Origin of the sequence: Photobacterium atrarenae (assembly GCF_024380015.1) — a bacterium.
GTDB classification, from domain to species: domain Bacteria; phylum Pseudomonadota; class Gammaproteobacteria; order Enterobacterales; family Vibrionaceae; genus Photobacterium; species Photobacterium atrarenae.
Genome location: NZ_CP101508.1, coordinates 2360335 through 2385850 on the forward strand (window position 1 = coordinate 2360335; position 25516 = coordinate 2385850).

Annotated in this window: 25 protein-coding genes; 14 read left to right on the top strand and 11 right to left on the bottom strand. The window is 52.6% G+C overall.

Annotated elements, in window-relative coordinates; translation table 11 throughout:
• Window positions 1–66 precede the first annotated feature (66 nt).
• Window positions 67–1920, top strand: coding sequence for a signal peptide peptidase SppA (gene sppA, locus NNL38_RS11085; RefSeq protein ID WP_255388096.1), 1854 nt, complete (start codon window positions 67–69; stop codon window positions 1918–1920).
• 95 nt (window positions 1921–2015) lie between these two features.
• Window positions 2016–3026: an asparaginase gene (ansA, locus tag NNL38_RS11090; protein WP_255388097.1), complete on the top strand. Its 1011-nt coding sequence runs from the start codon at window positions 2016–2018 to the stop codon at window positions 3024–3026.
• Between the two features lie 120 nt (window positions 3027–3146).
• Here ansA and dbpA read toward each other — a convergent pair whose 3' ends face one another.
• Entirely contained in the window at window positions 3147–4535 is a 1389-nt protein-coding gene (gene dbpA, locus NNL38_RS11095) for an ATP-dependent RNA helicase DbpA (RefSeq protein WP_255388098.1), read from the bottom strand.
• Window positions 4536–4790: 255 nt separating this feature from the next.
• On the opposite strand from dbpA, the gene NNL38_RS11100 reads away from it, so the two are divergent.
• Window positions 4791–5462 carry a glutathione S-transferase family protein gene (locus tag NNL38_RS11100; protein WP_255388099.1) on the top strand — a complete coding sequence of 224 codons (672 nt, stop codon included), beginning with the start codon at window positions 4791–4793 and terminating at the stop codon, window positions 5460–5462.
• Here the strand turns inward: NNL38_RS11100 and NNL38_RS11105 are convergent, their stop codons facing one another.
• Entirely contained in the window at window positions 5463–5759 is a 297-nt protein-coding gene (locus NNL38_RS11105) for a YeaC family protein (protein WP_255388100.1), read from the bottom strand. It abuts the gene before it with no gap.
• Between the two features lie 299 nt (window positions 5760–6058).
• On the opposite strand from NNL38_RS11105, the gene NNL38_RS11110 reads away from it, so the two are divergent.
• Window positions 6059–6886 (top strand): DUF2989 domain-containing protein, encoded by an 828-nt coding sequence (locus tag NNL38_RS11110; RefSeq protein WP_255388101.1) that lies wholly within the window; start codon window positions 6059–6061, stop codon window positions 6884–6886.
• Between the two features lie 46 nt (window positions 6887–6932).
• Here the strand turns inward: NNL38_RS11110 and msrB are convergent, their stop codons facing one another.
• A complete protein-coding gene (gene msrB / locus NNL38_RS11115; protein ID WP_255388102.1) occupies window positions 6933–7331 on the bottom strand; it encodes a peptide-methionine (R)-S-oxide reductase MsrB in 399 nt (132 codons plus the stop codon).
• Window positions 7332–7680: 349 nt separating this feature from the next.
• On the opposite strand from msrB, the gene gap reads away from it, so the two are divergent.
• Both gap and NNL38_RS11125 read left to right on the top strand, forming a co-directional pair.
• On the top strand, window positions 7681–8676 hold the full coding sequence (gene gap, locus NNL38_RS11120; protein ID WP_255388103.1) for a type I glyceraldehyde-3-phosphate dehydrogenase: 996 nt from the start codon (window positions 7681–7683) through the stop codon (window positions 8674–8676).
• A 260-nt stretch (window positions 8677–8936) separates the two neighbouring features.
• Window positions 8937–9815 carry a D-hexose-6-phosphate mutarotase gene (locus NNL38_RS11125; RefSeq protein ID WP_255388104.1) on the top strand — a complete coding sequence of 293 codons (879 nt, stop codon included), beginning with the start codon at window positions 8937–8939 and terminating at the stop codon, window positions 9813–9815.
• Between the two features lie 118 nt (window positions 9816–9933).
• On the opposite strand, the gene NNL38_RS11130 is transcribed toward NNL38_RS11125, so the two are convergent.
• The gene (locus NNL38_RS11130; RefSeq protein ID WP_255388105.1) at window positions 9934–10314 is read right to left on the bottom strand and encodes a VOC family protein; all 381 of its coding nucleotides are present in this window, start codon (window positions 10312–10314) and stop codon (window positions 9934–9936) included.
• A gap of 583 nt (window positions 10315–10897) precedes the next feature.
• On the opposite strand from NNL38_RS11130, the gene NNL38_RS11135 reads away from it, so the two are divergent.
• The 3 genes from NNL38_RS11135 to NNL38_RS11145 are packed head-to-tail and all read left to right on the top strand — an operon-like array spanning window position 10898 to window position 15706.
• Complete coding sequence (locus NNL38_RS11135; protein WP_255388106.1) at window positions 10898–12832, top strand: PrkA family serine protein kinase; 1935 nt, start codon at window positions 10898–10900, stop codon at window positions 12830–12832.
• Window positions 12833–12870: 38 nt separating this feature from the next.
• The gene (locus tag NNL38_RS11140; RefSeq protein WP_255388107.1) at window positions 12871–14142 is read left to right on the top strand and encodes a YeaH/YhbH family protein; all 1272 of its coding nucleotides are present in this window, start codon (window positions 12871–12873) and stop codon (window positions 14140–14142) included.
• Window positions 14143–14173: 31 nt separating this feature from the next.
• On the top strand, window positions 14174–15706 hold the full coding sequence (locus NNL38_RS11145) for a SpoVR family protein (protein WP_255388108.1): 1533 nt from the start codon (window positions 14174–14176) through the stop codon (window positions 15704–15706).
• Window positions 15707–15835: 129 nt separating this feature from the next.
• Here the strand turns inward: NNL38_RS11145 and fadR are convergent, their stop codons facing one another.
• Together fadR and NNL38_RS11155 are read right to left on the bottom strand one after the other, a co-directional pair.
• A complete protein-coding gene (gene fadR, locus NNL38_RS11150; protein ID WP_255388109.1) occupies window positions 15836–16687 on the bottom strand; it encodes a fatty acid metabolism transcriptional regulator FadR in 852 nt (283 codons plus the stop codon).
• Window positions 16688–16817: 130 nt separating this feature from the next.
• Entirely contained in the window at window positions 16818–17027 is a 210-nt protein-coding gene (locus NNL38_RS11155; protein ID WP_255388110.1) for a hypothetical protein, read from the bottom strand.
• 134 nt (window positions 17028–17161) lie between these two features.
• Here NNL38_RS11155 and nhaB point away from each other — a divergent pair, with 134 nt between their 5' ends.
• Together nhaB and dsbB are read left to right on the top strand one after the other, a co-directional pair.
• Window positions 17162–18754, top strand: coding sequence for a Na(+)/H(+) antiporter NhaB (nhaB, locus tag NNL38_RS11160; RefSeq protein ID WP_255388111.1), 1593 nt, complete (start codon window positions 17162–17164; stop codon window positions 18752–18754).
• 147 nt (window positions 18755–18901) lie between these two features.
• On the top strand, window positions 18902–19417 hold the full coding sequence (dsbB, locus tag NNL38_RS11165) for a disulfide bond formation protein DsbB (protein ID WP_255388112.1): 516 nt from the start codon (window positions 18902–18904) through the stop codon (window positions 19415–19417).
• Between the two features lie 120 nt (window positions 19418–19537).
• Here the strand turns inward: dsbB and NNL38_RS11170 are convergent, their stop codons facing one another.
• Window positions 19538–19960 carry a (deoxy)nucleoside triphosphate pyrophosphohydrolase gene (locus NNL38_RS11170; protein WP_255388113.1) on the bottom strand — a complete coding sequence of 141 codons (423 nt, stop codon included), beginning with the start codon at window positions 19958–19960 and terminating at the stop codon, window positions 19538–19540.
• Window positions 19945–20592, bottom strand: a complete 648-nt coding sequence (locus NNL38_RS11175; RefSeq protein ID WP_255390624.1) for an SEC-C metal-binding domain-containing protein — start codon at window positions 20590–20592, stop codon at window positions 19945–19947. Before NNL38_RS11175 ends, NNL38_RS11170 begins: the two co-directional genes overlap by 16 nt.
• A gap of 196 nt (window positions 20593–20788) precedes the next feature.
• Here NNL38_RS11175 and NNL38_RS11180 point away from each other — a divergent pair, with 196 nt between their 5' ends.
• On the top strand, window positions 20789–21487 hold the full coding sequence (locus NNL38_RS11180) for an NAD-dependent epimerase/dehydratase family protein (protein ID WP_255388114.1): 699 nt from the start codon (window positions 20789–20791) through the stop codon (window positions 21485–21487).
• Between the two features lie 65 nt (window positions 21488–21552).
• Window positions 21553–22503 carry a tRNA dihydrouridine(16) synthase DusC gene (gene dusC / locus NNL38_RS11185; protein WP_255388115.1) on the top strand — a complete coding sequence of 317 codons (951 nt, stop codon included), beginning with the start codon at window positions 21553–21555 and terminating at the stop codon, window positions 22501–22503.
• Window positions 22504–22593: 90 nt separating this feature from the next.
• Here dusC and NNL38_RS11190 read toward each other — a convergent pair whose 3' ends face one another.
• Window positions 22594–23028, bottom strand: a complete 435-nt coding sequence (locus tag NNL38_RS11190) for a YcgN family cysteine cluster protein (protein WP_255388116.1) — start codon at window positions 23026–23028, stop codon at window positions 22594–22596.
• Between the two features lie 225 nt (window positions 23029–23253).
• Here NNL38_RS11190 and NNL38_RS11195 point away from each other — a divergent pair, with 225 nt between their 5' ends.
• Window positions 23254–23502 (top strand): YkgJ family cysteine cluster protein, encoded by a 249-nt coding sequence (locus NNL38_RS11195; protein WP_255388117.1) that lies wholly within the window; start codon window positions 23254–23256, stop codon window positions 23500–23502.
• A 33-nt stretch (window positions 23503–23535) separates the two neighbouring features.
• Here NNL38_RS11195 and NNL38_RS11200 read toward each other — a convergent pair whose 3' ends face one another.
• Window positions 23536–23784, bottom strand: a complete 249-nt coding sequence (locus tag NNL38_RS11200; protein WP_255388118.1) for a TIGR02647 family protein — start codon at window positions 23782–23784, stop codon at window positions 23536–23538.
• Window positions 23785–23942: 158 nt separating this feature from the next.
• The gene (gene ltrA, locus NNL38_RS11205) at window positions 23943–25235 is read right to left on the bottom strand and encodes a group II intron reverse transcriptase/maturase (protein WP_369414611.1); all 1293 of its coding nucleotides are present in this window, start codon (window positions 25233–25235) and stop codon (window positions 23943–23945) included.
• Window positions 25236–25516 lie beyond the last annotated feature (281 nt).

The window sequence follows — 25516 nt, forward strand, 5'->3', positions numbered from 1 at the left end:
ATACTGTAATTCCTTGTTTACTAAGTTAGGATAGACAGATCATCGTTTGCATCATCAGGAATCTTCATGAAAGTGATATTCAAAGGAATCGGAAAGCTGTTCAGGGCTCTGTGGCGCCTGCTCAGTTTTACCCGCCAGTTGATCCTTAACCTGCTGTTTTTAGCCGTTATCGGCATGCTGTTCTTTGCCTTCTATCCCGGTGAAGAAAAACCGGCCCTGCCAGAAAAAGCAGCCCTGGTCCTGGACCTCGCCGGACCGATCGTCGAACATCGTGCCCACTCCAGCCCGATTGACGAGCTGGCCGGCAGTGCACTGGGCCAGCCGCCAGTCCAGGAAAACGTACTGTTTGATATCGTCGACAGCATTCGCGCCGCATCAACCGACAACCAGATCACCGGCTTGGTCCTGAACCTTCAGGACATGGCGGAAACCAACCTGACCAAGCTGCGCTATATCGCCAAAGCGATCCAGGAATTCAAGCAGGCAGGAAAACCGGTGTATGCCGTTGGCGACAGCTACAAGCAGAGCCAGTACTACCTGTCGAGTTATGCCGATAAGGTGTTCATGTCGCCCGATGGTACCGTGCTACTCACCGGGTACGGCAGCTATTCGCTCTATTACAAAAGCTTACTGGAAAAACTGGACGTCACTACCCATGTCTTCCGGGTCGGCACCTACAAGTCTTTTGTCGAACCTTACACCCGCGACAGCATGTCCGATGAAGCCCGAGAGGCGAATACCGCCTGGCTCAACCAGCTCTGGGAAGCCTATACCCAGGATGTGGCCAACAACCGCAACCTGGAGCCGGGCATACTGACACCGGAGCTGGACAGCCTGATCGCGCGTCTGGAAGCCGTTGGCGGTGACTTTGCCAAACTGAGCCTGGAAATGGGACTGGTCGATGAACTGGTCAACCGTCCGGTGCTGAACCAGAAGCTAATCGAGCAGTTCGGCAAAGATGATGACGACAACTTCAACCAGGTCAGCTATTACGACTATTTGGCTACCGTCGACAGTCGTGAACTACCGAGCAAAAACAAAGTAGCCGTGGTTGTGGCCAGCGGCGCCATTGTCGATGGCCAGCAGCACCAGGGCACCGTGGGCGGCGACTCAACCGCCGCGCTGCTGCGTGAAGCACGTCTGGATGACGAGATTAAAGCCGTGATCCTGCGCGTGGACAGCCCGGGCGGCAGCGCCTTTGCCTCGGAAGTGATCCGCAGTGAAGTCGATGCACTGAAACTGGCCGGCAAACCGGTGGTGGTTTCAATGTCGAGCCTGGCTGCCTCCGGCGGTTACTGGATCTCCTCCAGTGCCAGCAAGATCCTGGCTCAGCCAACCACTATCACCGGCTCGATCGGGATTTTTGCCATTCTGACCACCTTTGAAGATGGTCTGAAAAACATGGGGATCTACAGTGACGGGGTTGGCACCACCCCATTCTCCGGGGTTGGGATCACCCGCGAGCTACCGGAAGAAGTTGCCAAGATTTTCCAACTGGGGATTGAGCACGGTTATCAGCGCTTTATCGGTCTGGTGAGTAAATACCGTGATATGTCGCTGGCCGAGGCCGACCACATCGCTCAGGGCCGGGTCTGGACCGGTCAGGACGCGCTGAACCTGGGTCTGGTCGATCAGCTCGGGGACTTTGACGACGCTGTGCTGACTGCCGCAGAGCTGGCCGAACTCGACAGCTACGAGCTGCGCTGGATGGAAGAGCCGCTGAGCCCGGCCGAGCAGTTACTGAAGGAGTTCACCTCGGAAGCGCAAGCCCTGATTGCCCAGGCCGTTCTCGGTCAGTTACCGGCGGCGCTGCAACCAGTCACCCGCCAGGTAACGGCAGATTTCACCGCCCTGAACAACTTTAACGACCCGAAAGGCCACTACGCCTTCTGTCTCAACTGCACAACTATCCAAGAGTGAGCGAAGCCCGGCACAAGCCGGGCTTTTTTCTTTATGTTCAACACGTATAACCGTATATAATGCGGCCACCAATACGCTATGTCTGTACCTGAATTATGGAAAGAAAACACATTTACATTGCTTACACCGGCGGCACTATCGGTATGCAAAAGTCTGATCACGGCTATATCCCAGTCGCAGGCTTTATGCAAAAGCAACTGGAAAGCATGCCAGAGTTTCAACGTCCGGAAATGCCGAAGTTTACCATCCACGAGTATGCGCCTCTGATTGACTCGTCGGATATGTCGCCAGCGGATTGGCAGCGCATCGCCGACGATATCAAAGCAAACTACAGCCAGTACGACGGTTTCGTCATTCTTCATGGTACGGACACCATGGCGTATACCGCATCGGCCCTGTCGTTCATGTTTGAGAACCTGGACAAACCGGTGATCGTGACCGGCTCGCAGATCCCGCTGGCCGAGCTACGCTCTGACGGCCAGAGTAATCTGCTCAATGCCCTGCATGTGGCCGCCAACTACCCGATCAACGAAGTCACCGTGTTCTTCAACAACCAGCTGATCCGCGGCAACCGCAGCACCAAGGCCCACGCCGACGGTTTCGGGGCGTTTATCTCGCCAAACCTGCCGCCGCTACTCGAAGCGGGGATAAACATTCAGCTCAACAATGTTGAACTGAACAAAAAGCCGGAAGGGGCGTTTAAGGTCCACAACATCACGCCACAACCGATTGGCGTAATTACCATGTACCCGGGGATTTCACCGGAAGTGATCCGCAACACCCTGCGCCAGCCGGTGAATGCGATGATCCTGCTGACCTTCGGCGTCGGCAACGCGCCGCAGAACCCGGAGCTCCTGGCCCAGTTGAAAGAAGCCAGCGACCGGGGCGTCATTGTGATCAACCTGACCCAGTGCCTGTCTGGTAAAGTCAACATGGGCGGTTATGCGACCGGCTGTGCCCTGGCCGATGCCGGCGTACTCAGCGGGTACGACATGACGCCGGAAGCGGCATTAGCCAAACTTCACTTCCTGCTGAGTCAGGATCTGCCCGTTGACACGGTTCGCAGCCTGATGCAGCAGGATCTGCGCGGCGAGCTGACGCACTAAGCCTTCGCATACACAGGCTGTCCAATCAACGCCCAGAAAAAAGCAGCGAGAGCCATCCCGCTGCTTTTTTTGTCGCTGTTCCGCTACTGTCCCGGCGCTCCATTGCCCAGCACCAAAAACTTAATCCCGGATTTGTCGTACCCGGAATGAGCGCCCTTTCAGCTTGCCGTTTTCCAGCTTCTTCAGCGCGCGCCGGGCTGCGTCCCGCTGCACCGCAACATAAGCACAGTTGTCAAAGACATTGATTTTGCCGACCTGACTTCCCGCAATCCCCTGCTCACCGGTTAATGCCCCCAGAATATCGCCCGGGCGAACTTTCTGCTTTTTGCCCCCCGCGATTTGCAGGGTGATCATTGCCGGACGCGATACCGGCTGCAGCAACAGATCAGCAGACGGAAGCAACTCACCTTCAATCGGCTGATCCAGGTAATCCTCCAGCAGCGCCATTTTATAGTGCTCCTTGTCACTGAACAGGGAACAGGCGATCCCTTTGCTACCCGCGCGACCGGTACGACCAATACGGTGAACATGCACTTCAACGTCACGAGCCAGGTGATAGTTAATCACCGCATCCAGGGCATCGATATCCAGCCCCCGTGCCGCCACGTCGGTCGCCACTAGCACCGAGGCACTTTTGTTGGCAAAACGAACCAGGGTCTGATCCCGCTCACGTTGCTCCAGATCGCCATGCAGCGCCAACGCACTGAAACCATAAGCGTTCAGTTCATCAGCCACGTCCTGCACTTCGCGCTTGGTATTACAGAACACCACCGCCGATTCCGGCTGATGTCGAGCCAGAAGCAGCCTGAGCGCCATCATCCGCTCGTCATTGCTGTCGACCTTGAAAAAGTGCTGGCGAATACTGTGCTGATCGTGGGTCGAAGCCACTTTCACCGTCACCGGCTGGTCGAGGATCCGGCCGGCAATGGCCTGGATCTGCGCCGGGTACGTCGCACTGAACAGCAAAGTCTGACGCTGCTTGGGGGCAGCCTCAATAATGGCATCCAGAGTATCCTGAAATCCCATTTCCAGCATCCGGTCGGCTTCATCCAGCACCAGCAGATTAAGATCATCAAGGTTGAGATATCCTTTGCGCACATGCTCTTCCACTCGGCCCGGAGTCCCGACAATAATATGGGCACCGTGCTCCAGCGAGCCAATCTGCGGACCAAACGGCATCCCGCCACACAGGGTCAGTACCTTGATGTTATGGATCGCCCGCGCCAGCCGGCGGATCTCTTTGGCAACCTGATCGGCCAGCTCGCGCGTCGGGCAGAGCACCAGCGACTGAACCCGAAACCGCTTCACATTGAGATGATCAAGCAGTCCCAGGCCGAAGGCGGCTGTTTTACCAGAGCCGGTTTTCCCCTGGGCGATCACATCCTTGCCCGCCAGGATATGCGGCAGACTCTGCGCCTGGATCGGCGTCATGGTGTCATACCCCAGGGAAGCAAGGTTTTGAATCAGATCCGGTTTCAGATCCAAGGTGGAAAAAGCACGCTGGCTCACAGGCAGTATCCTCTATGGCGCCGCTCTTAAAGCGGTAAACAAACATTGCGTCATCAAACACAAATGGAAGGGCAGCGACACTACCAGCCTTTGGTGAAAAAAGATACTCCTTCGAGCTCTGAACAGCCGTGTTGAGCCGACTGGGCACGCGCTCATACGTACAACAGGCAAAGCCGCACGAAAACCGCAGCGCCCATATTTGCCATTGCCAACTACACTTTCACTATTCATAACGACAACAGGCGCGCAATCTTTATGATTCTTCACGGCTCTTCCATTTCTCCCTTTGTCCGCAAAATTATGCTCGCGCTCGCCTATAAAGGACTCCCTTATGAGCTCCAACCCCTAAACCCGTATATGGAAAAAGAGCTGGCTCTCAAGCGCCACCCACTCGGAAAAGTCCCGGTGTTGGAGCACGACGGGAATGCCGTGATCGACTCAACCGTGATTGCACATTACCTGGATGACATCTGCCCGGTGCCGCCGCTCTACCCCGGCTCTGCCGAAGCCCGGGCAAAAATCCGCTGGCTGGAAGAATATGCCGATACCCGGCTGACCTCACTGATCGGCGGCGTACTCTTTTACCAAAAAATCATGCGGGGCAAGATGCTGAATAAGGAAATAGATGAAGAAGCCATCGCGCAATGTCTGACTAATCACCTGCCGCAGGCGCTGCGCTATCTAGAAGAGCAACTGCCCGAATCCGGCTACGTCACGCCGCAGCTTTCTATAGCGGAGCTCAGTTTATGGAGTGTTTGTCGCAGTGGTTGGATGGCGGGGCTGAGGCTGCCCCAGTACCCGCGATTGCAGGCGTATCTGGCGGCCATTGAACAAGAGCCATGGGTGGCAAATTTGATGAGCGAGGAAGACCATGAGCTGAGCAGCTTTTACTGTGAGCCCATGATCTATCACAATCACCTCAGCTGATCAGAGCTGATCGTGGTCGAAGCGGGCAATATCGTCCGGAGCCGGTGGCTCTTCAACGCCAAAGTCACGCTTAAGCTCAGCTTTGGACTTAAACTTAATCTCACCGCCGGCTGCGACCGACATATGTTCGGCCTCGGTATTATAGCGGGATTGGTAAATCATCATCGCCTGCATGGCGGCGTCCCGCTGTGCAGGGGTAAGCAGGGTGCCGTCAGGCCATTTTCCAATTTCGACAGCGGTTGAAATTCGCTGGAAAACTTCCGGCGTCATTGCTTGGAGTAATTGTTCGAGTTCCATTTGCAGGCTTCCTGTCCAATGGCTAAAATGCCATCAGACTCTTGCTGATTCGAGAATAGAGGCAGGCAGTAATACCAATTTCGCCCCATGGCGCCAAATGACATTCGCGAATTTGCTTCTTCGATCACAGTGTAGACATCAATGCCGACTTGATTCGCACCTTAGGGACTCCCTGCAGGCAGGGTTAATCTGAGCCCGACTGTGGTCGCCTGGTAAAGAACACTGGACTTCCGTCACGATAAACCCGAACCGCATGCTCTGCACCGAGCAATATGGAACCCTGACACAGCCATTTATCTATGATGATTAACCGAGCTTTGACAACAACGCACCGCCTCTTCCTTTCAGTCGCCTGCCTGACTTTACTGGGAGGATGCTTTGAGCGCCACCGCTCAACTGAAAGCCTGTGCCAGGATCACCCTGAAATTTGTGCCAACACCAACCTGAATGACGGCCAGTGCCGGCTCCAGCGGACCCAACTCATCTGGCAACGATATGATGTGCTGCAAAATCCAGCAGATGAAGAGAAATTTAAAGAACTGAAATTTACTTACGCGTATCAGAAGTGTCTGGAATATGCAGCCCGAATCGAACCGACCGAACTCAAAGAGCGTAAGTCACTACGCACCCGGGCCCTGATCCACAGCTATGAGGAAATTCGCCGGCTGTCTGAAGAACTGGCAGACTCTGCCGATCCCCAAATCATTTATTATCGCTGGAGCCAGGGTGACAAACGCGCCCTGCGTCAGTTCCTGCAGCTGGAAGGAACGCCAGCACTCGAAACGCCGGAACTGCAACTGGCCCTTGCCACTTTCTATACCGAAGTGGATAAGGAGAAAACCATACAGTTACTCAAGCACGCCTTAGAGCTCTACACCGGCGAGCAGCCGATTCAACCAGAGATTATCCAGACCCTCGCCACTTTATCCCATCAGAACAAGTCCACTGATGACGCCTACCTATGGGCCAAAATCGGCACTGAACTCGGCGCTTCCGTCGCCAGCCAGGATAAACTGAACAGCTTCTACCCGATGGCCAACGCGCATCGCCAACAACTGGATGAGAAAGCACTGAGGATCGCCAAATCAATCCGGCGCGGAGAATTCAGCGCCGACATGGTCCATTAACCGACCAGATACGACGCCGGAATGTTGAGCCAGAACTTACCGGCACTTACCCGTCTGCAGCATCTCCGGTAAAGACGAGTGACACCGAGTTAACACAATAACGCTCGCCTGTCGTTGGCGGCCCGTCCGGAAATACATGTCCCAGATGACTGTCGCAGTTGGCACAACGAATTTCGATCCGATGCATGCCGTGGCTGTGGTCCTCCAGGTACCGGATTGCATCGGGTCGGATGGGCGCATCAAAACTCGGCCAGCCGCAGCCGGAATCAAATTTATTCTCTGAGCGGAACAAAGGCACCTGGCAACAGGTACAGTGATACAGTCCGGTTTCGCGGTTATGCAAAAGCGCTCCAGAAAACGGGGCCTCAGTGCCGCCCTCACGACAAATATGATATTGCTCAGCAGTTAACTTTTCACGCCAATAAGTGTCTGATTTATCTGACATCTAATGTCTTACCTTTTTCTTCCTGTCTGTCGTCCGTGCAATTGCAGTTGCCAATGTTCGAAACTGTGGCACATACTTTTTGCTCGAAAGGTTTTTACATTTATCCACCTCATTTAAGCATATTTTCGGCCACAGGGGTGGTGATATTAAAAGTTAGCAACAGCAATGGTGGATATTTATACATACCTTGTATGAATATTCAGCGTTGTATAAGGAATGTAAAAAAAATCCGAACTTTTTTTTGACCTCACGCAATTTAAGTTCGTTTTTGGCTTGCAGGGTCTCGTAAGATTCTGTAATTTTACTACCAGTTATCTTTCATTAGAAATTAAGTTGTGGAGCAACTGTAATGACTATCAAAGTAGGTATTAACGGTTTTGGCCGTATTGGACGTTTCGTATTCCGCGCTGCTCAAGAGCGTAATGACATCGAAGTTGTAGGTATCAACGACCTGATCGACGTTGAATACATGGCTTACATGCTGAAATACGATTCAACGCACGGTCGCTTCAACGGTACTGTTGAAGTTGAAGGTGGTAACCTGATTGTCAACGGCAAAACTGTACGTGTCACTGCTGAGCGTAACCCAACAGACCTGAAATGGGATGAAATCGGTGTTGACGTCGTCGCTGAAGCAACTGGTATCTTCCTGACTGACGAAACTGCACGTCAGCACATCACCGCTGGTGCGAAGAAAGTTGTTCTGACTGGTCCATCTAAAGATGCAACGCCAATGTTCGTGATGGGTGTGAACCACGACACTTACGCTGGCCAAGACATCGTTTCTAACGCTTCTTGTACTACGAACTGCCTGGCACCGATTGCGAAAGTACTGAACGACAAGTTCGGTATCGAATCTGGCCTGATGACCACTGTTCACGCGACAACAGCGACTCAGAAGACTGTTGACGGTCCTTCTGCGAAAGACTGGCGTGGTGGCCGTGGTGCTTCTCAGAACATCATCCCATCTTCAACTGGCGCTGCAAAAGCGGTTGGTAAGGTTCTACCTGAGCTGAACGGCCTGCTGACAGGTATGGCTTTCCGCGTACCAACAGCCAACGTTTCTGTTGTTGACCTGACTGTAAACCTGAAAGAAGCAGCTTCTTACGAAACTATCTGTGCGGCAATGAAAGAAGCATCAGAAGGCGAGCTGAAGGGCGTTCTGGGTTACACTGAAGACGCTGTTGTTTCTCAAGACTTCATCGGCGAAGTTCAAACGTCTGTATTCGATGCCAAAGCAGGTATTGCACTGACTGACAAATTCGTGAAAGTTGTCTCTTGGTACGACAACGAGATCGGTTACTCGAACAAGGTTCTGGACCTGATCGCACACATCTCTAAGTAATTCTTACTGAGATAGTGAATAAAAGGCAGCTGAGAAGCTGCCTTTTTTGTATATCTCGTCAGCAACCAGATACGCCCGAGATTCAAAATAATGCTCAACAAGTAAAATTGGACAACAGGATTAACAAATTTTTTTGAATTATTACTAATATTTTTTAATTAAAATTAAGTGTGCATTTTATTGGTACTGACTTTCAAAATGTCTAGGAGCCAATCAAATGTAACCCATTTATCATGTGATACAGGTGAGGACGAATTTTGATGGATTTACGTAACCTTTCAACAATTTCTGTATTATCCGATGCCATCACCGTGTGTGAATACCAAGGCCTCAAAGTACTTCGGGTAAGCCATCCGCAAGCAGAAGCCGCAATTTCCCTGCACGGCGGCCATCTGATTTGTTATCAACCCACCGATGAGCAAGCTGTGATCTGGCTGAGCGAAAAAGCAGAATTTGATCACCAAAAAGCGATTCGCGGCGGGATCCCAGTTTGCTGGCCCTGGTTTGGCAAAGCCGCCGCCCCTTCTCATGGCTTTGCCCGGCTTAGCGAGTGGCACCTTCAGGAGCATCGAGAAAACGAGACAGGCGTCATGATCAGCCTGCGCCTCGAAGACAGCGACGCCACCCGGACTCTCTGGCCGCACAAATTTCAAAACCTGCTGACCTTTGAAATCGGCCGTGAACTGCGCGTCAGCCTGACCACAACCAATACCGACAGCCATCACTGGTCGTACAGCGGTGCCCTGCACACCTACTTTACGGTTGCTGACATCCGTGACACGCTCATTTCTGGTATGGGCAAGCATTTCCTCGACAGTACCCAGGGTAATATTGCATGTGAAGGCGAGAAGGAACTACACTTCTCCGGTGAAACGGACCGGGTATACACATCGCCGAAGAACCCGATCACAATCCACGACAGGCGCCATCAGCGCCAGGTCCAGGTCAGCAACGAGGGGCATGATTCTGCTGTGATCTGGAATCCATGGCAGGCGCTGTCCACCAGCATGACCGATATGGCCGATACAAGCTTTGAAACCATGGTCTGCGTTGAAGCTGCGATTCACGAATTCCCCGTTGAGCTGGCACCAGGCCAATCGCATACGCTCAGCACTCAGGTCAGAGTTCAGCGCAACTAATCCAATCACGCTACCGGCCCCCGACACGCAGCCTGCACTCGCACACACCTGACAAGGTTCGTCCAAGCTATCTTTACAAGCAGGCTGCCAATTGGCCGGGGATCAATCCGGCTTCGCCTCAGGCCTGCATGTGCACAATGGCTTCGATCAGTACCCAGCCGTTGCCATCAGGATCGTGAAAAGTTGCAAATCGGCCACTGTCCAGGGTAACGATCTCGGAAAGCGCCACCCCCCGACAGCTCAACTCATGATGTGTTTTCTGGATATCATCGGTTTGGACCACCAGCCCCTGAACTGATCCGGCGGCCATGCCTGCAAAGGGGGCCACAAGACTGATAGTCGTCTCGGCACCTTTCGGTGCCAGTTGGATCCAGCGCTTTTGGTTATCACCGCGATGATCGCGGATCAATTCAAACCCCAAGGCATCGCGGTAAAACCACAGGGCCTGACGTTGATCAGAAACCGGAATTGATACCGTATCCACCCGTGAAATCCCCATTACTTCAACTCCCCCAGCCCATCTTACAGTTCAAGCTTAATGCAGCCCGGCAGCTTTGGAGCGACAAAGCCATCACGATCGCATTTTTTTGACATCCGCTATGCGCCCCGACACGCACGATTCTCATGACACGACTGATAAAAAATTCGGCAAACTGAGGGATTAACGGCACTGTGAACACTGGAAAGTTAAAAAAGAGATATCAATCCAAATATAAACACATCAAAGCCATTTTCGCACACTGTAACCCATTACACTTAGCCTATCCCCCTGTCAGTATGGGCCGAATGGCGATCTTCCGCTGATATCTCCTCACGCCCCAGTCAGTTACATTTCTGACACAAAGATCGCCTCATTTTTTTAACGAATTCCCCTTGCGCATGCCGATTTATAGGAGGATAGTAGGGATATGTTCAATAAGTGACCAGCACGTCAGCTCAACATGAAAAGGAAATTTAGTTTATAAACCAACAACTCAGTGAAGCAATTTGATCAGTTAGGACTAGTCTTAACATTGAGGGATGTGAAAGTTATTTGTTTTCGTCCTTTCTAATTGATTGAAGAACGATTCAGGGGGCATACCATGAGTATTTTTGACCACTATCGTCAACGCTATGAAGAAGCCAAGGATGAAGAGCTTTCATTGCAGGAATTCCTTGAAATCTGTCGTAACGACCGCAGTGCCTATGTCAATGCTGCAGAGCGTTTGCTGATGGCAATTGGCGAACCCGAAATGATTGACACCGCTCAGGACCCACGCTTGAGCCGGCTTTTCTCTAACCGCGTGATTTCCCGCTATAAAACCTTTGAAGATTTCTATGGCATGGAAGACGCCATTGAGCAAATCGTCTCGTACCTGAAACATGCTGCGCAAGGTCTGGAAGAGCGGAAACAGATCCTCTACTTGCTGGGCCCAGTTGGGGGCGGTAAATCATCGCTGGCTGAGAAACTGAAAAGCCTGATGCAGAGAGTACCGATCTATGTGCTGACGGCCAACGGCGAGCGCAGCCCGGTCAACGATCACCCATTCTGCCTGTTTGATAAAAACGAAGACGGGGAACTACTGAGTAAAGAATACGGTATCCCGCAGCGCTATCTGAACAATATCATGTCGCCATGGGCAGCCAAACGCCTGCACGAGTTTGGCGGTGATATCACCAAATTCAAAGTGGTCAAAGTACGCCCATCGATCCTCGATCAGGTCGGGATAGCGAAGACCGAACCAGGGGATGAAAACAACCAGGATATCTCTTCTCTGGTCGGTAAAGTCGACATTCGTCAGCTAGAGCACTTTGCCCAGGATGACCCGGATGCCTACAGCTACTCCGGTGCCCTGTGTAAAGCCAACCAGGGTCTGATGGAATTCGTTGAGATGTTCAAGGCACCGCTGAAAGTGCTGCATCCCTTACTGACCGCGACCCAGGAAGGCAACTACAACGGGACCGAGGGCCTGTCTGCCCTGCCTTTCGACGGCATAATTCTGGCCCACTCCAACGAATCGGAATGGCAAACTTTCCGCAACAACAAAAACAATGAGGCCTTCCTCGACCGTGTTTACATTGTCAAAGTGCCTTACTGTCTGCGGGTGTCGGAAGAGATCAAGATCTACGAAAAACTGCTGCAAAACAGTGAGTTGTCTGCGGCACCATGCTCCCCAAGCACCTTGGGTATCCTGGCCCGCTTCTCGGTTCTGTCGCGCCTGAAAGAGCCTGAAAACTCAAGCATTTATTCGAAAATGCGGGTGTATGACGGTGAAACGCTGAAAGATACCGACCCGAAAGCCAAGTCGTACCAGGAATACCGTGATTATGCCGGTGTGGATGAAGGGATGGCCGGTCTGTCGACCCGTTTCGCCTTCAAGATCCTGTCTCGGGTCTTCAATTTCGATCACTCCGAAGTCGCGGCAAACCCGGTGCACCTGTTCTATGTGCTGGAACAGCAAATCGAGCGTGAGCAGTTCCCGCAGGATTTGGCCGAGAAGTACCTGGAGCATCTGAAAGGCTATCTAATCCCGAAATACGTCGAGTTTATCGGCAAAGAGATCCAGACCGCCTACCTCGAGTCTTACTCTGAGTACGGTCAGAATATCTTTGATCGCTACGTCAGTTATGCTGACTTCTGGATCCAGGATCAAGAGTATCGCGATCCGGAAACCGGACAGCTGTTTGACCGTGCGGCTCTGAACAACGAGCTGGAGAAAATCGAGAAACCAGCCGGGATCAGCAACCCGAAAGACTTCCGCAACGAGATTGTCAACTTCGTGCTGCGGGCCCGGGCCAGCAATGCCGGTAAGAACCCGAACTGGACCAGCTACGAGAAGCTGCGCACTGTGATCGAGAAGAAAATGTTCTCCAACACAGAAGAGCTGCTGCCAGTGATCTCCTTTAATGCCAAAACATCCACCGAAGAGCAGAAGAAACATGATGACTTCGTGGCTCGAATGATGGAAAAAGGCTATACCCGCAAGCAGGTTCGCCTGCTGTCCGAATGGTATCTGCGTGTCCGTAAATCGTCATAACCGGCCAATGCAGAATAGGATGAAGAAGGGGGGAGCTTATGGGGCATTTTATCGACCGAAGGCTCAACGGTAAAAACAAAAGCACAGTGAACCGTCAGCGTTTTCTGCGCCGCCATAAACAGCAAATCAAAGAATCGATTGCTGATGCGGTCAACAAACGCTCGATCACTGACGTGGAAAGCGGGGAAGATATTACGATTCCTTCGCGTGATATCCGCGAGCCAAGCTTTCACCAAGGCCGTGGTGGACAACGGGAAGTTGTCCACCCAGGGAATGACCAGTTCAGTCCCGGCGATCGCATTGAACGCCCCCAAGGCGGGGCGGGACAAGGTGGTGCCGGCGAAGGACAGGCCAGCCCGGATGGTGAAGGTCAGGATGAGTTTGTATTTCAAATTTCCAAGGACGAATACTTAGATCTGCTGTTTGAAGATCTGGAGTTACCGAATCTGGAGAAAAACCAACTCAACAAAATTGTCGAGTGGAAAACCTTCCGCTCCGGCTTCAAGTCAACCGGGGTACCGGCCAATATTGCCATTGTGAAATCACTGCAGAATTCACTGGCCCGACGGACCGCGATGACGGCGGCCAAGCGCCGTCAGCTGCGGGAGCTGGAGCAGGCGCTCGACTACCTGATGAGCACGGAGCCGGCTCAGCCGCTCGAAGAAGATCGGGTGAAAAAAGAGATCCAGACGCTACGCGAGCGGATTAGCAGCGTGCCGTTTATCGATACCTTTGATTTACGCTACAAAAACTATGAGCGTCGGCCACAACCCACCAGCCAGGCAGTCATGTTCTGTCTGATGGATGTCTCCGGCTCGATGGATCAGGCCACCAAAGATATGGCCAAGCGCTTTTACATTTTGCTTTACCTGTTTTTAAACCGAACCTACAAAAACGTGGACGTGGTATTTATTCGCCACCATACCCAGGCCAAAGAGGTCGATGAACATGAATTCTTCTACTCGCAAGAAACCGGGGGCACCATCGTCTCCAGTGCGCTGCGGTTGATGGATGAAATCATCAAAAAACGCTACTCACCGGCCGAATGGAACATCTATGCCGCACAGGCTTCTGACGGTGATAACTGGGCAGACGACTCACCCGGCTGTCGTGAGCTGCTGGACAAGCATATTCTGCCGGTCAGCCGCTACTATGCCTACATTGAGATCACGCGCCGGGCACATCAGACCCTGTGGCGGGAATATGAAGCGCTGCAGGGCAGCCATGGTAACTTTGCGATGCAGAACATAAGGAGTGTGGAAGACATCTTCCCGGTCTTCCGGGAGCTATTTAAAAAGCAAGTCAGTTAGATGTCAGCAAGCGCTATAGGGGGAGTGTGTTATGGTAACAATCGCTAAGTCAAAAACACTCAGTGACGGTCCGGACTGGACGTTTGACCTGCTTGAGCAGTATCACACGGAAATTAAACGTGTCGCCGATCATTATCGCCTGGACGCTTATCCGAACCAGATCGAGATCATCACTGCAGAACAAATGATGGATGCCTATTCCAGTATCGGGATGCCCATCAACTACCATCACTGGTCTTTTGGGAAACGCTTTATCGAAACCGAGCGCGGATACAAGCACGGCCAGATGGGTCTGGCTTATGAGATTGTGATTAACTCCGATCCCTGTATCGCTTACCTGATGGAAGAAAACACCATTACAATGCAGGCGCTGGTCATGGCGCATGCCTGCTATGGTCATAACTCGTTTTTTAAGGGCAACTACCTGTTCAAAGCCTGGACGGATGCCAGTTCCATCATCGATTACCTGCTGTTTGCCCGTAAGTATATTTCCGAATGCGAGGAAAAATATGGCGTGGATGACGTTGAGAAGTTACTCGACTCCTGCCACGCCCTGATGAACTACGGGGTCGACCGCTACAAACGGCCACAAAAAATCTCACTGGTTGAAGAAAAAGCACGCCAGAAAGCCCGTGAGGACTACTTGCAGACCCAGGTGAACGCTTTGTGGCGCACGATTCCGGTTCAGGAAGAGAAAGAGAACAAAGCTGAAGAGTATCGTTTTCCGGAAGAACCACAGGAAAACATCCTTTACTTCATTGAAAAACACGCACCGTTGCTGGAACCCTGGCAGCGGGAGCTGGTACGGATTGTCCGCAAGATCAGCCAGTATTTCTACCCACAGAAACAAACCCAGGTGATGAACGAAGGCTGGGCAACTTTCTGGCACTACACCATCCTCAACCATCTTTATGATGAAGGCCTGGTCACGGATCGATTCATCATTGAGTTTTTGCACAGCCACACCAATGTGGTGGCGCAACCGGACTATAACAGCCCTTACTACAGCGGCATCAACCCCTATGCACTCGGTTTTGCGATGTTCCAGGACATTCGTCGGATCTGTGAGAACCCAACGGAAGAGGATAAATACTGGTTCCCGGACATTGCCGGCTCAGACTGGTTGGACACGGTCCATTTTGCCATGGAAAACTTCAAGGATGAGAGCTTTATCAGCCAGTACCTGTCACCGAAAGTAATGCGGGACTTTAAGTTTTTCGCAGTCGAAGATGATGATCGCCACAACTATGTTGAAGTCAGTGCAATCCATAACGAGGAAGGCTACCGGGCGATCCGGGAGAAACTCTCTTCTCAGTACAACCTGAGCAACAATGAGCCCAATATTCAGGTGTGGAATGTTGCACTGAAAGGCGATCGCTCGCTGACGCTTCGCTATGTCCCGCACAACCGGATCCCGCTGGCAGACAGCCACTCAGAAGTGCTCAAGCATTTATACCGCTTGTGGGGGTTTGATGTGATCCTAGAAGAAGAGTTGCCCGACGGCAGAACGCAGATCCTCAGCACATGCCCGAACCGCAGTAGCCAGTACAGCGCAGATATCTAATTCAGATCCACCAGGGGACGTCCCCTAAAATCTAGCGCTGGCGCAGAAAACACAGCGCCAGATAAACCAAAGGAGATGCCACGGCATCTCCTTTCTTTTCTACACGTCACTCCAGGTTATTGGTGGCAATTACTGCTCTTCTTCAACCAGGTAGCGGGCAATCTCAATCCGGTTGCTGTACCAGATGGCCCCACTCTCACGACCGTATTTCTTGATCCGATCGCCCACCAGCTCTGGCTGGTTGTTATCGCACAGTGCTTTCATGTCGCGGTAGAACGCCAAAGCCAGCTCACAGGCTTCTTTCGACATAAAGTAGTAACCACCGACACGGGTATAAATTTTACGCAGGCCGTTGATCGTCAGCACATACAGGGTATTGCCCGATTTTGCAGCCATGCCCTGGAACATGCGGTAATCGTAATAGTTGAACGCACGGGCACGACAAATGGCTTCACACAGCTCAGGCTGCTCTTTGCCGTACTTGTCGGTGATCTTCTTCACTTCCTGCATCAGCTCATCCGGCTCATCACTCGCCTCAGCGAATGCAGCAAAGCTCTCCGCTTGCAGCAAGCCCTCACAAGCATTGATCACTTTTTCCAGCAGCGCGCTGGCTTCTTCCCGGTTGCCTTTCACGGCATAACGCATATAGACGCTGCTGATATCGGTTCGCGCCGACAGCAGATCTTCCAGAACGCCCTGTACATCCTGACCATCTAATGTGATCAGCGTATCCAGAATGCTCAAGCCTGAAGTGTCCATATAGTTATTAACGCGTGTTGGCTTACCATGCTGAATCGTCAGCCAGCCATCACGAGCAAGGCGTTGCAGCACCTCACGTAAAGTGGTCCGGGTTACACCGATCAGTTCCGACAATTCACGCTCTGCCGGCAGAATTGAACCTTGCGGGAAGTGATTGTTCCAGATACTTTCAATGATATATTTTTCAGCAAACGTTGCTGGGCTATCCGCCTTTATTACCATCTGATTATTTATCCAATTGCTTCTTGCCTAATATTTATAAACTCATCATACCACTAGTTCAGCCAAGGAAGAAACTTTGACGCACTTGTAAACGCGATGTTTGACCTTGCTCTGATAAATTTGACTACGCTCAATGTTTGCTTTGAATTGTAAGAAAATATTTCAGTTCATGGTAATCTAGCTCCGTTTTGCTGCCGTTTAGTGACGAGTTTTCAATTAATACAAGATGCCCACTTTTCCCACTTGACTGATCTAGATCAAAAGGTACAGTGAGCACGATTTTTAACGGGAGCTGAACGGATGCTGCTGCCTGCTTTAAGTGAAAAACCATGGTTTTCATGGTTTTTCACTTAAGGGTCTCAAAAGAACAATCGCCGAAGATGTGGCCGACTTTCAGACAGCAAGGGCAAGATAGCGTCCGGTTCAATCAATTGTCGCACATATTTATGCATTTATAATAAGAGATCCAAAACCATGGCTATTTCGTTAGGGAACGCCTTTATCAAGAATTTCCTGGGTAAGGCCCCCGACTGGTACAAACTGGCAATTATTGCCTTTCTCATCATCAATCCGATTGTCTTTTTCCTCATCGATCCCTTTGTCGCTGGCTGGCTACTGGTAATCGAATTTATTTTCACCCTGGCCATGGCCCTCAAATGCTATCCCCTGCAACCCGGCGGCCTGCTGGCGATTGAAGCCGTGGCGATTGGGATGACCAGCCCGGCGCAGGTGAAACACGAACTGGTGGCCAACATCGAAGTGCTGCTGCTGCTAATTTTCATGGTGGCCGGGATCTACTTTATGAAACAGCTGCTGCTGTTCATCTTCACCAAGATCCTGATCAACGTACGCTCGAAAACCCTGTTGTCACTGTCTTTCGTCGTCATGGCTGCGTTTCTGTCCGCCTTCCTCGATGCCCTGACCGTCATCGCGGTCGTGATCAGCGTCACGATTGGCTTCTATAGCATCTACCACAAAGTGGCCTCTGGCCGCGAACCGCACGCCAGCCACGACCACACCACGGATTTGCATATTCGGGAAGTCAGCCGCAACGATCTGGAAAACTACCGTGCTTTCCTGCGCAGCCTGTTGATGCATGCCGGGATCGGTACCGCACTGGGCGGCGTGATGACCATGGTCGGCGAACCGCAAAACCTGATCATTGCCGATCAGGCAGGTTGGTTGTTTGGTGAATTTATTCTGCGTATGGCACCTGTGACCGTGCCTGTCTTTATCTGTGGTGTGATTACGACTGTCTTGGTGGAGAAGTTCCAGCTGTGTGGTTATGGTGCCCAGCTGCCGGAAAACGTACGCAAAATCCTGGTCGACTTTGATAACGAAGAGCGCAAAACCCGCACCAACCTGGATTATGCAAAGCTGGCCGCGCAAGTGGTGATTGCCGTGTGGCTGATCGTTGGCCTGGCCATGCACCTGGCAGCTGTCGGCCTGATCGGTCTGACAGTGATCATCCTGGCCACCTCGTTTACCGGGATCACCGAAGAACACGCGCTGGGCAAAGCGTTCGAAGAAGCCCTGCCGTTTACCGCCCTGTTGGCCGTGTTTTTCTCCATCGTTGCAGTGATCATCGACCAGAAACTGTTTGCCCCGATCATCCATATGGTGCTGAGCCTGGAAGGCAGTGCGCAAATGACGATGTTCTACATCGCCAACGGCCTGCTGTCGATGGTGTCCGACAACGTGTTTGTCGGTACGGTTTATATAAACGAAGTTAAATCTGCGCTGCTGGAAGGCGCGATTACGCGGGATCAGTTCGATATGCTGGCCGTAGCGATTAACACCGGAACCAACTTGCCATCAGTTGCAACCCCGAACGGTCAGGCAGCCTTCCTGTTCGCCTTGACCTCGGCGCTGGCGCCGTTGATCCGCCTCTCCTATGGCCGGATGGTATACATGGCGCTGCCCTATACGCTGGTGCTTTCCATGGTTGGCCTGGCCGGGATTGAATTTATGCTGGTACCGATGACCGACTGGTTCTATGACATGGGCTGGCTGACCCAGCATGCAGCGGAAGCTGTGTCACATATTGCGCCGTCAGCTGGACATTAACGGAATCTTTGGTAAAGATAAGTGTCGAACTAAACAACTCAAGGCCCTGATTCATCAGGGCCTTCTTTTGATACCTACGGTGGATATGCCGACCCTGACAACAGGCAGCCAGCAACACCCAGGTATAACCTTGAGCGAGAACACTCGATGCAATTTCTGAACTCTTTTTCCAAAAGTCGCCTCTCCTGGGGACTGTTGCTTTTATTTGTCATCTTTTTTGAAGCCTGCGCCTTGTTCTTCCAACATGTGATGAAGCTCGATCCCTGCGTCATGTGTATTTACGAACGGGTTGCCATGCTGGGCGTCGGCGTCGCCGCACTGGTCGGCCTGGTCGCACCACAAAACATCGTCTTTCGCTGGCTGGGACTGGCCGGCTGGGGCGCCAGCGCTTACTGGGGTCTGGCCCTGGCCAATGAGCATGTCGGCTATCAGTTCAACCCGTCACCATTTGCCACCTGCGATCTGTTCGTCCGCTTTCCGGAATGGGCCCCCCTCAACCAGTGGGTGCCGTGGATGTTCGAAGCCACCGGAGATTGCAGCAAAGTCGTCTGGACGTTTCTGGGGCAGTCGATGCCGCAGTGGTTGGTGATTATTTTTGCCGCCAACCTGGTAGCGCTGGTAGTGATCGTAACTGCCCAGTTTGTCGGCAAAAAAGCAGCCTGAGTGTTGCGAAGTTAGCATTCATTGATAAAGCATAAAAACGGCGTCCCTGGTTTCAGGGACGCCGTTTTTTGTCTGACCTGGAAAAAATCAAAAATAACCCAGCTTTTCGACTTTGAATGCTCAGCCACGTTCACGTTGCAGCAGCGCTTCGACAATCGGCAAATCTGCCGGACACAGGGTATAACGGGCCATCTCGTCTGCCGTGACCCAGACCGCATCCTGATGGCTGTGCAGCGCCAACTCTCCCGCCTGCCAGTGACTCAGATAACCTTTGAGGTGGATCACCTTATCACCGTAATCAAACACGCTGTCGGCCAGCCAGTCCCCGGTCCGGGTGGTGATCGCCAGCTCTTCATGCAATTCCCGCGCTAAAGCCTGCGCCGGCGTTTCACCGCGCTCGACTTTCCCACCCGGAAATTCCCAAAGATTGCCCTGACTGGCACCTGCCGGCCGCTGAGCCAGCAAATACCGCCCCGACTTTTCAATCACCCCGGCCACCACCTGGATCACCTGCGGCTGCGAGGCCATCACTGACCGCAGCACTGCTTGAATTTCTTGCCGCTTCCGCATGGACAATCATCATTACGACCAACGGTTTTATACGGATTCACCGCCTGCGCACCACCGCCCTGCTGCAACTCATCGGCCGCCATCACCACTTCATTGAGCATCAAGCCAAGCTGCGGGTACAAAGCTTCCGGTGCCGGCATCCTTTCAACACCAGCTTCCTGCATTTGTGCCAGGGTACCGGCTTCATCGACCAGCAGCATGCAGGTAGTCAGCAAGGCCGACAGCATCCGCATAGTCCCATCAGAGAGCGGCTGTTCCCCCCAATTGGGTTCAATATACGGCCAAACCGCGAGAAATCCTTCAGCGAAATAGCGCAGATCTTCTGTCACGCCGGTATCCGGTTGCCAGTCCAGGACGTGCGGCAGCTGGTACTCACCCGCCTTCATCCGGCAGTACTGCAACTCGAAATGGGCCAGCAGCACTTTCTTCTGCGCTTCAGGCAGCAATACCGGCTCCTCTTCAACGACGCCACCGGTCAACAACACCGGCAACCAGATCTCCGGCTCCATCGGCTTCGGATTGGCGTTCGCAGCCAACAGGGCCCCTTCAATAAAGGAAGCCGGCATACCTTCCCAGTCTGCAGGTAAAGTCACTAATTCTGTCATCATTATCCGGTTCATTCGGCCATTTTGAGTAAGCGCAAATTATACACGGAAGCGAACCCGACAACACCTTTGCCGGCGCGGGCTTGCTCCCCCTTCAGGCATCGACAAAAACGTGAATCAGAGCGGTATATTCCCTGTTGAATTTTAATGCAATTATCGGCAAAAATGAGCAAGTAACCTGCATCAGGATTGATTTATGCCTTACGGACAAGCCAACGCCATTATTGCCGGAGCCAGCGGACTCGTCGGCGATGAACTGCTGCATCAGCTGCTGGGCCATGACCAATTCGGGAAAATCTACGCCCTCTCCCGACGCCAGTTGCCTTTTCACAGCAAGAAGCTGAGCCAACTCATTCATCCTGAGCTGCGGGTCACCGAGTGGAGCGATGCCGATCCAATCCCGACCATCGGCTTTATCTGTCTCGGTACCACCAAAAAGCAAGCCGGCAGCAGTCAGGCCTTGGAGGCCGTTGATGTTCATCTGGTCAAAGCTGTTGCTGCAACCATGCAGATGCTCGGTGTCAAACACCTGGTGGTCGTCTCCAGCCTGTTTGCCAGCCCATGGTCGCCGTCACACTATTTACGCTGCAAAGGGAAAATGGAAAAAGCCCTGCTGAAAATGAATTTTGAGCACTGCGTTTTTGTCCGCCCCGGTCCGCTTCTGGGCGAACGTTCCTCCCCACGTAAGGATGAACAAATCGTGCAGTGGCTCTCGGCGCTCCTGCAACCGCTCACTTTCGGGCCGCTGGCCCACCTGCGTCCGATCCCGGCAGAAACCGTCGCCAGAGCCATGGTGAACCTGTCGTTACAAGCCATGGAAAACACCCTCGGCCCTCTGACCACCACCACCGGCAAGCACCTCGTCAGCGCTGCTTTATCCCCCCACGCTGATTAGGTGACAAGGCTGGGGGAACACACTACAATCACGCCCCTCATCCCAGACGAACGGTGCAAGAAGCAATGCGAGTAATTTTAGGCCCGATGGAAGGTGTGCTTGATCACCTGATGCGGGAAATGCTGACGGAAATCAACGACTACGACCTCTGTGTCACCGAGTTTGTCCGAGTGATAGATCAGCTACTGCCGGATCGGGTCTTTCACCGTTTGTGTCCCGAGCTCAAGCAAGGCGGCCAAACCGCCTCCGGCACTCCGGTACGGGTTCAGCTGCTCGGCCAGGACCCGCACTGGATGGCGGAGAACGCCCGCCGGGTCGTTGAACTGGGATCCCCCGGCGTCGATATCAACTTTGGCTGTCCGGCCAAGTCCGTCAACAAGAGCCGGGGCGGTGCCGTGTTGCTGCAAGATCCGGCACTGATGTATCAAATCGTCAAGTCTGTGCGTGAAGCGGTCGATCCCCGGCTGCCGGTCACCGCCAAAGTCCGCCTGGGATGGGATTGCCCGAGCCACTGCTTTGAAATTGCCGATGCCGTGGCACAGGCAAAGGCTGATGAACTGACCGTGCATGCGCGTACCAAAGCCGATGGCTACAAGGCCGAAGCCATCAAATGGGATTATATCCGCCTGCTCAAAGCCAAGTCACCACTGCCGATTGTCGCCAACGGCGAGGTGTGGAATTATCAAAATGGTCAGGATTGCATGGCCACCACGCAGGCTGATGCGCTGATGGTGTGTCGCGGTGCCCTGAACCTGCCGAATCTGGGGAACGTCGTAAAGCACGATGCCCCGCATATGCGCTGGGACGAAGTGCTGGCCCTGCTGCTGCGCTACTCGGAATACGAGATCAAGGGCGATAAAGGCCTGTACTACCCGAACCGGGTCAAACAGTGGTTTGCTTACCTGCGTCACGAATACCCTGAAGCCAAAGCGCTGTTCGCCGATATCCGCCGCCACAACAAAGCCGCGCCGATTGTCGACATTTTACTGGCGGCGCAGCGCCAGCTGGCGGCCTGACACCTCACCGCAAACAAGCGCCTTCCCTCCCAAAAAAATAATCCATTGGATACAAAAAGCCCCAGCTCAGCTGGGGCTACAATTGCAGAACTATCGACCAGGATGGTTCAGAATGTGGTCTTCCCAGTCAATCACATCAATTTCATATACCACTTTATTGCGCACTGATTCATCGGCTTTGTGCATGGCTTCTTTCGAGCCGGTGATAAGCGGGTGCCATTCCGGCAGGGGCTTGCCTTCGGCGAGCAGACGATAGGCGCAGGTCTCCGGCAGCCAGACAAACTCGTCAATGCGCTCGCGGGTCAGCTTCAGGCACTCTTCCCCGGAAGCAAAGCGGTTCGGGTAATCTTTACAGGAGCAAGTTTGATCATCCAGCAGGCTACAAGCGACATTGGTGTAGTAGATTTCATCGGTATCGTCATCGATTAACTTGTGCAGGCAGCACTTGCCGCAGCCATCACACAAAGATTCCCACTCCTGATCTGTCATTTCTTTCAGATCTTTCTCTTGCCAAAAACGTACCATAACACCGCCTCGTCTTGATTCTTCACCCTGGCCGGATTCGCCAAGGAGGCGGTTTTATAGCCGCCAGCCCGGCAAAGTGCAAGCCTTTCCTCGGGATCCCATCGGATAAACCAGTTGAATAAGAGTCATTATTATTTATCAACCCCAACGGGGAATATGCTTTGATCCCAAAGACGGAGAGTGATAACTTTCGCCCCCGCTTTTGATTTTAGATTGGTATTGATTATGGAGTGTCGTTTAGGCTGTGGCGCTTGTTGTATCGCGCCGAGTATCTCGACGCCCATCCCGGGGATGCCGGAAGGCAAACCCGCTGGCGTCCGGTGTATTCAGCTCAATGAAAGAAACCTGTGCAAACTATTCGGTAAACCGGAACGACCGGCTGTGTGTCATCAGTTCAAGCCGTGCCCGGATCTATGCGGCAGTACCAACCAGCAGGCGCTGAGCAATATTACGGAGTTGGAAAGCATGACCTGAGGGCCATGTTTTCCAACTCCGGTGAGTCACTTTTTAAGCAACTTCGACTTTACCAGTCAGGATCCGCAGCGCCGATTTGGCATGCTCGACCGCCTGATGGCCGGAATACGTCAGATAGCCACCATCTTCGTCCGTCACCAACCCTTTAGCATACAACCGCTTGGCAGCAGCAATCACTGGCGGGGCCGCATCATGATGGATCTTCAACCCTTCCATGTCGCTGTGCATGGGAAACTTCACAAGCAGGTTCATTTCATCAACCAATTCTGGGGTATACGACATAGTCACCTCATTGTTCATTGCGTATGACTTAATACTAGCGGCTCCGGGCAGGAAAAGTAGGAAGGCAGATCATCTCAGGTGTACTTGACGATACAAAAAAGCGATCTATTTCAAAGAATTGAAATCGAGTAGGAGGAGGCCTCACGGCCTCCGTCCTCTCACACCACCGTACAAGCGTGGGTCGCATACGGCGGTTCCGAATATATTTTCAGTGACTCGTACCCATCTCGCAACGAGTACAGACCCATCTCCTTGAACCATTTCATTGGCATGGCCTGATTGAGCTGGGGCGATAAAGCCAAGTGCCACCACCCTTTATCTGACATCGCCAGCTTCCACGCATTGCGTTCGCTTACACCCTCTTGGCGTAACCATGTCGCTATGCTGTATCTGCGCTTGCGCTGCTTGAGGCGATAGCACCGTAAGCGCCGCCTTATCCATTCATCCAAGCGCTGCATCGCGCTTTTCCGTATGGCAAGCTTGAAATAGTGTTGCCAACCTCTTAGGTATTGAGTGAGTTCGACTAGGACTGTCTTCAACTCTCGCCCTCGATTCCGCTTCGTTATTTGACGCACTCGCTTCTTCATCTGAGTTTGTGCTGTCTTCGAGATATGGATGCTTCCATCTCGTTGAAAGCGATGGCCTAGGTAAGTCCGCTCTGTCACTCTCGTTGCCGCACTTTTCTCACGGTTAACCCTGAGTTTCAGTTTCTGCTCCAAGAACTCCGTGATTGAGGCTTTTACTCGATTGGCGGCTTCCTCACTGTGCACGTAGATTTGGCAGTCGTCTGCATATCGGCAGAACTTATGCCCTCTTCGCTCAAGCTCTTTATCCAACTCATCTAATACGATATTTGATAGCAGCGGAGATAATGGTCCACCCTGTGGCGTCCCTCGTTGCCTCTGCTCAACTAACCCGTTTCGCATTATGCCTGCCTGTAGGTATGACCTGACCAGCTTCAGGACCCGTTTATCTGTGATGTCCTCCGATAGCCTGTGCATCAGTCTATCGTGGTTCACAGTATCGAAGTATTTCGCCAGGTCTATGTCGACTACATAACCCCGCCCCTCCCTGATGTAGTGGCTTGCTGCCACCAATGCATGGTGGGCACTGCGGTTAGGCCTGAACCCATAACTGTTGCTTGAAAACTGAGGTTCGTAGATATCTGTCAGTACTGAGGTAATGGCCTGTTGGACTACCCTATCAAGTACAGTTGGGATACCTAGCTGCCTCACTCCCCCGCTAGGTTTGGGAATTTCTACACCCAGAACGGGTTGCGGTTGGTAGCTCCCGTCCAGAAGGCTCTGGCGGAGCGCTTGCCCATTAGAAGACTGCCGAAGCATCGAGATAGTCGCTGTTATGTCGAGTTTATCAACCCCAGCACATCCCTTGTTCTTCTTCACTCTTCTCAGGGCTTGGTTCAGATTTGTTGAGGAGCAGATCCGCTCCATCAACTGAGTTGAGGTCACCAAGACTCGTCCTCCTGTCTACGCCGATCATGCTTGTCATTCTTCGTGGCCATGAGCGTCACTTGCGGTGTTGCCCAGTAGTACGTAGAGATGTTGTTCATCTTGCTATGACCCCACATGATTGAGTGTCTAGTGACTGCTTCTTGATATATTCAGTTCCGGCCTTCCCTTGGGTTGTACTTCCCCAAGGTACTATGCCTTCTGCTGACTTCTTATTACCCGTCACACAACATCACTGTTGTATTAGTCTCATCCGAGACAGG

Coding starts and splice junctions, on each gene's coding strand:
- sppA (WP_255388096.1), top strand. CDS start 67: ATGAAAGTGATATTCAAAGGAATCGGAAAGCTGTTCAGGGCTCTGTGG.
- ansA (WP_255388097.1), top strand. CDS start 2,016: ATGGAAAGAAAACACATTTACATTGCTTACACCGGCGGCACTATCGGT.
- NNL38_RS11100 (WP_255388099.1), top strand. CDS start 4,791: ATGATTCTTCACGGCTCTTCCATTTCTCCCTTTGTCCGCAAAATTATG.
- NNL38_RS11105 (WP_255388100.1), bottom strand. CDS start 5,759: ATGGAACTCGAACAATTACTCCAAGCAATGACGCCGGAAGTTTTCCAG.
- NNL38_RS11110 (WP_255388101.1), top strand. CDS start 6,059: ATGATGATTAACCGAGCTTTGACAACAACGCACCGCCTCTTCCTTTCA.
- msrB (WP_255388102.1), bottom strand. CDS start 7,331: ATGTCAGATAAATCAGACACTTATTGGCGTGAAAAGTTAACTGCTGAG.
- gap (WP_255388103.1), top strand. CDS start 7,681: ATGACTATCAAAGTAGGTATTAACGGTTTTGGCCGTATTGGACGTTTC.
- NNL38_RS11125 (WP_255388104.1), top strand. CDS start 8,937: ATGGATTTACGTAACCTTTCAACAATTTCTGTATTATCCGATGCCATC.
- NNL38_RS11130 (WP_255388105.1), bottom strand. CDS start 10,314: ATGGGGATTTCACGGGTGGATACGGTATCAATTCCGGTTTCTGATCAA.
- NNL38_RS11135 (WP_255388106.1), top strand. CDS start 10,898: ATGAGTATTTTTGACCACTATCGTCAACGCTATGAAGAAGCCAAGGAT.
- NNL38_RS11140 (WP_255388107.1), top strand. CDS start 12,871: ATGGGGCATTTTATCGACCGAAGGCTCAACGGTAAAAACAAAAGCACA.
- NNL38_RS11145 (WP_255388108.1), top strand. CDS start 14,174: ATGGTAACAATCGCTAAGTCAAAAACACTCAGTGACGGTCCGGACTGG.
- fadR (WP_255388109.1), bottom strand. CDS start 16,687: ATGGTAATAAAGGCGGATAGCCCAGCAACGTTTGCTGAAAAATATATC.
- NNL38_RS11155 (WP_255388110.1), bottom strand. CDS start 17,027: ATGAAAACCATGGTTTTTCACTTAAAGCAGGCAGCAGCATCCGTTCAG.
- nhaB (WP_255388111.1), top strand. CDS start 17,162: ATGGCTATTTCGTTAGGGAACGCCTTTATCAAGAATTTCCTGGGTAAG.
- dsbB (WP_255388112.1), top strand. CDS start 18,902: ATGCAATTTCTGAACTCTTTTTCCAAAAGTCGCCTCTCCTGGGGACTG.
- NNL38_RS11175 (WP_255390624.1), bottom strand. CDS start 20,592: ATGACAGAATTAGTGACTTTACCTGCAGACTGGGAAGGTATGCCGGCT.
- NNL38_RS11180 (WP_255388114.1), top strand. CDS start 20,789: ATGCCTTACGGACAAGCCAACGCCATTATTGCCGGAGCCAGCGGACTC.
- dusC (WP_255388115.1), top strand. CDS start 21,553: ATGCGAGTAATTTTAGGCCCGATGGAAGGTGTGCTTGATCACCTGATG.
- NNL38_RS11190 (WP_255388116.1), bottom strand. CDS start 23,028: ATGGTACGTTTTTGGCAAGAGAAAGATCTGAAAGAAATGACAGATCAG.
- NNL38_RS11195 (WP_255388117.1), top strand. CDS start 23,254: ATGGAGTGTCGTTTAGGCTGTGGCGCTTGTTGTATCGCGCCGAGTATC.
- NNL38_RS11200 (WP_255388118.1), bottom strand. CDS start 23,784: ATGTCGTATACCCCAGAATTGGTTGATGAAATGAACCTGCTTGTGAAG.
- ltrA (WP_369414611.1), bottom strand. CDS start 25,235: ATGGAGCGGATCTGCTCCTCAACAAATCTGAACCAAGCCCTGAGAAGA.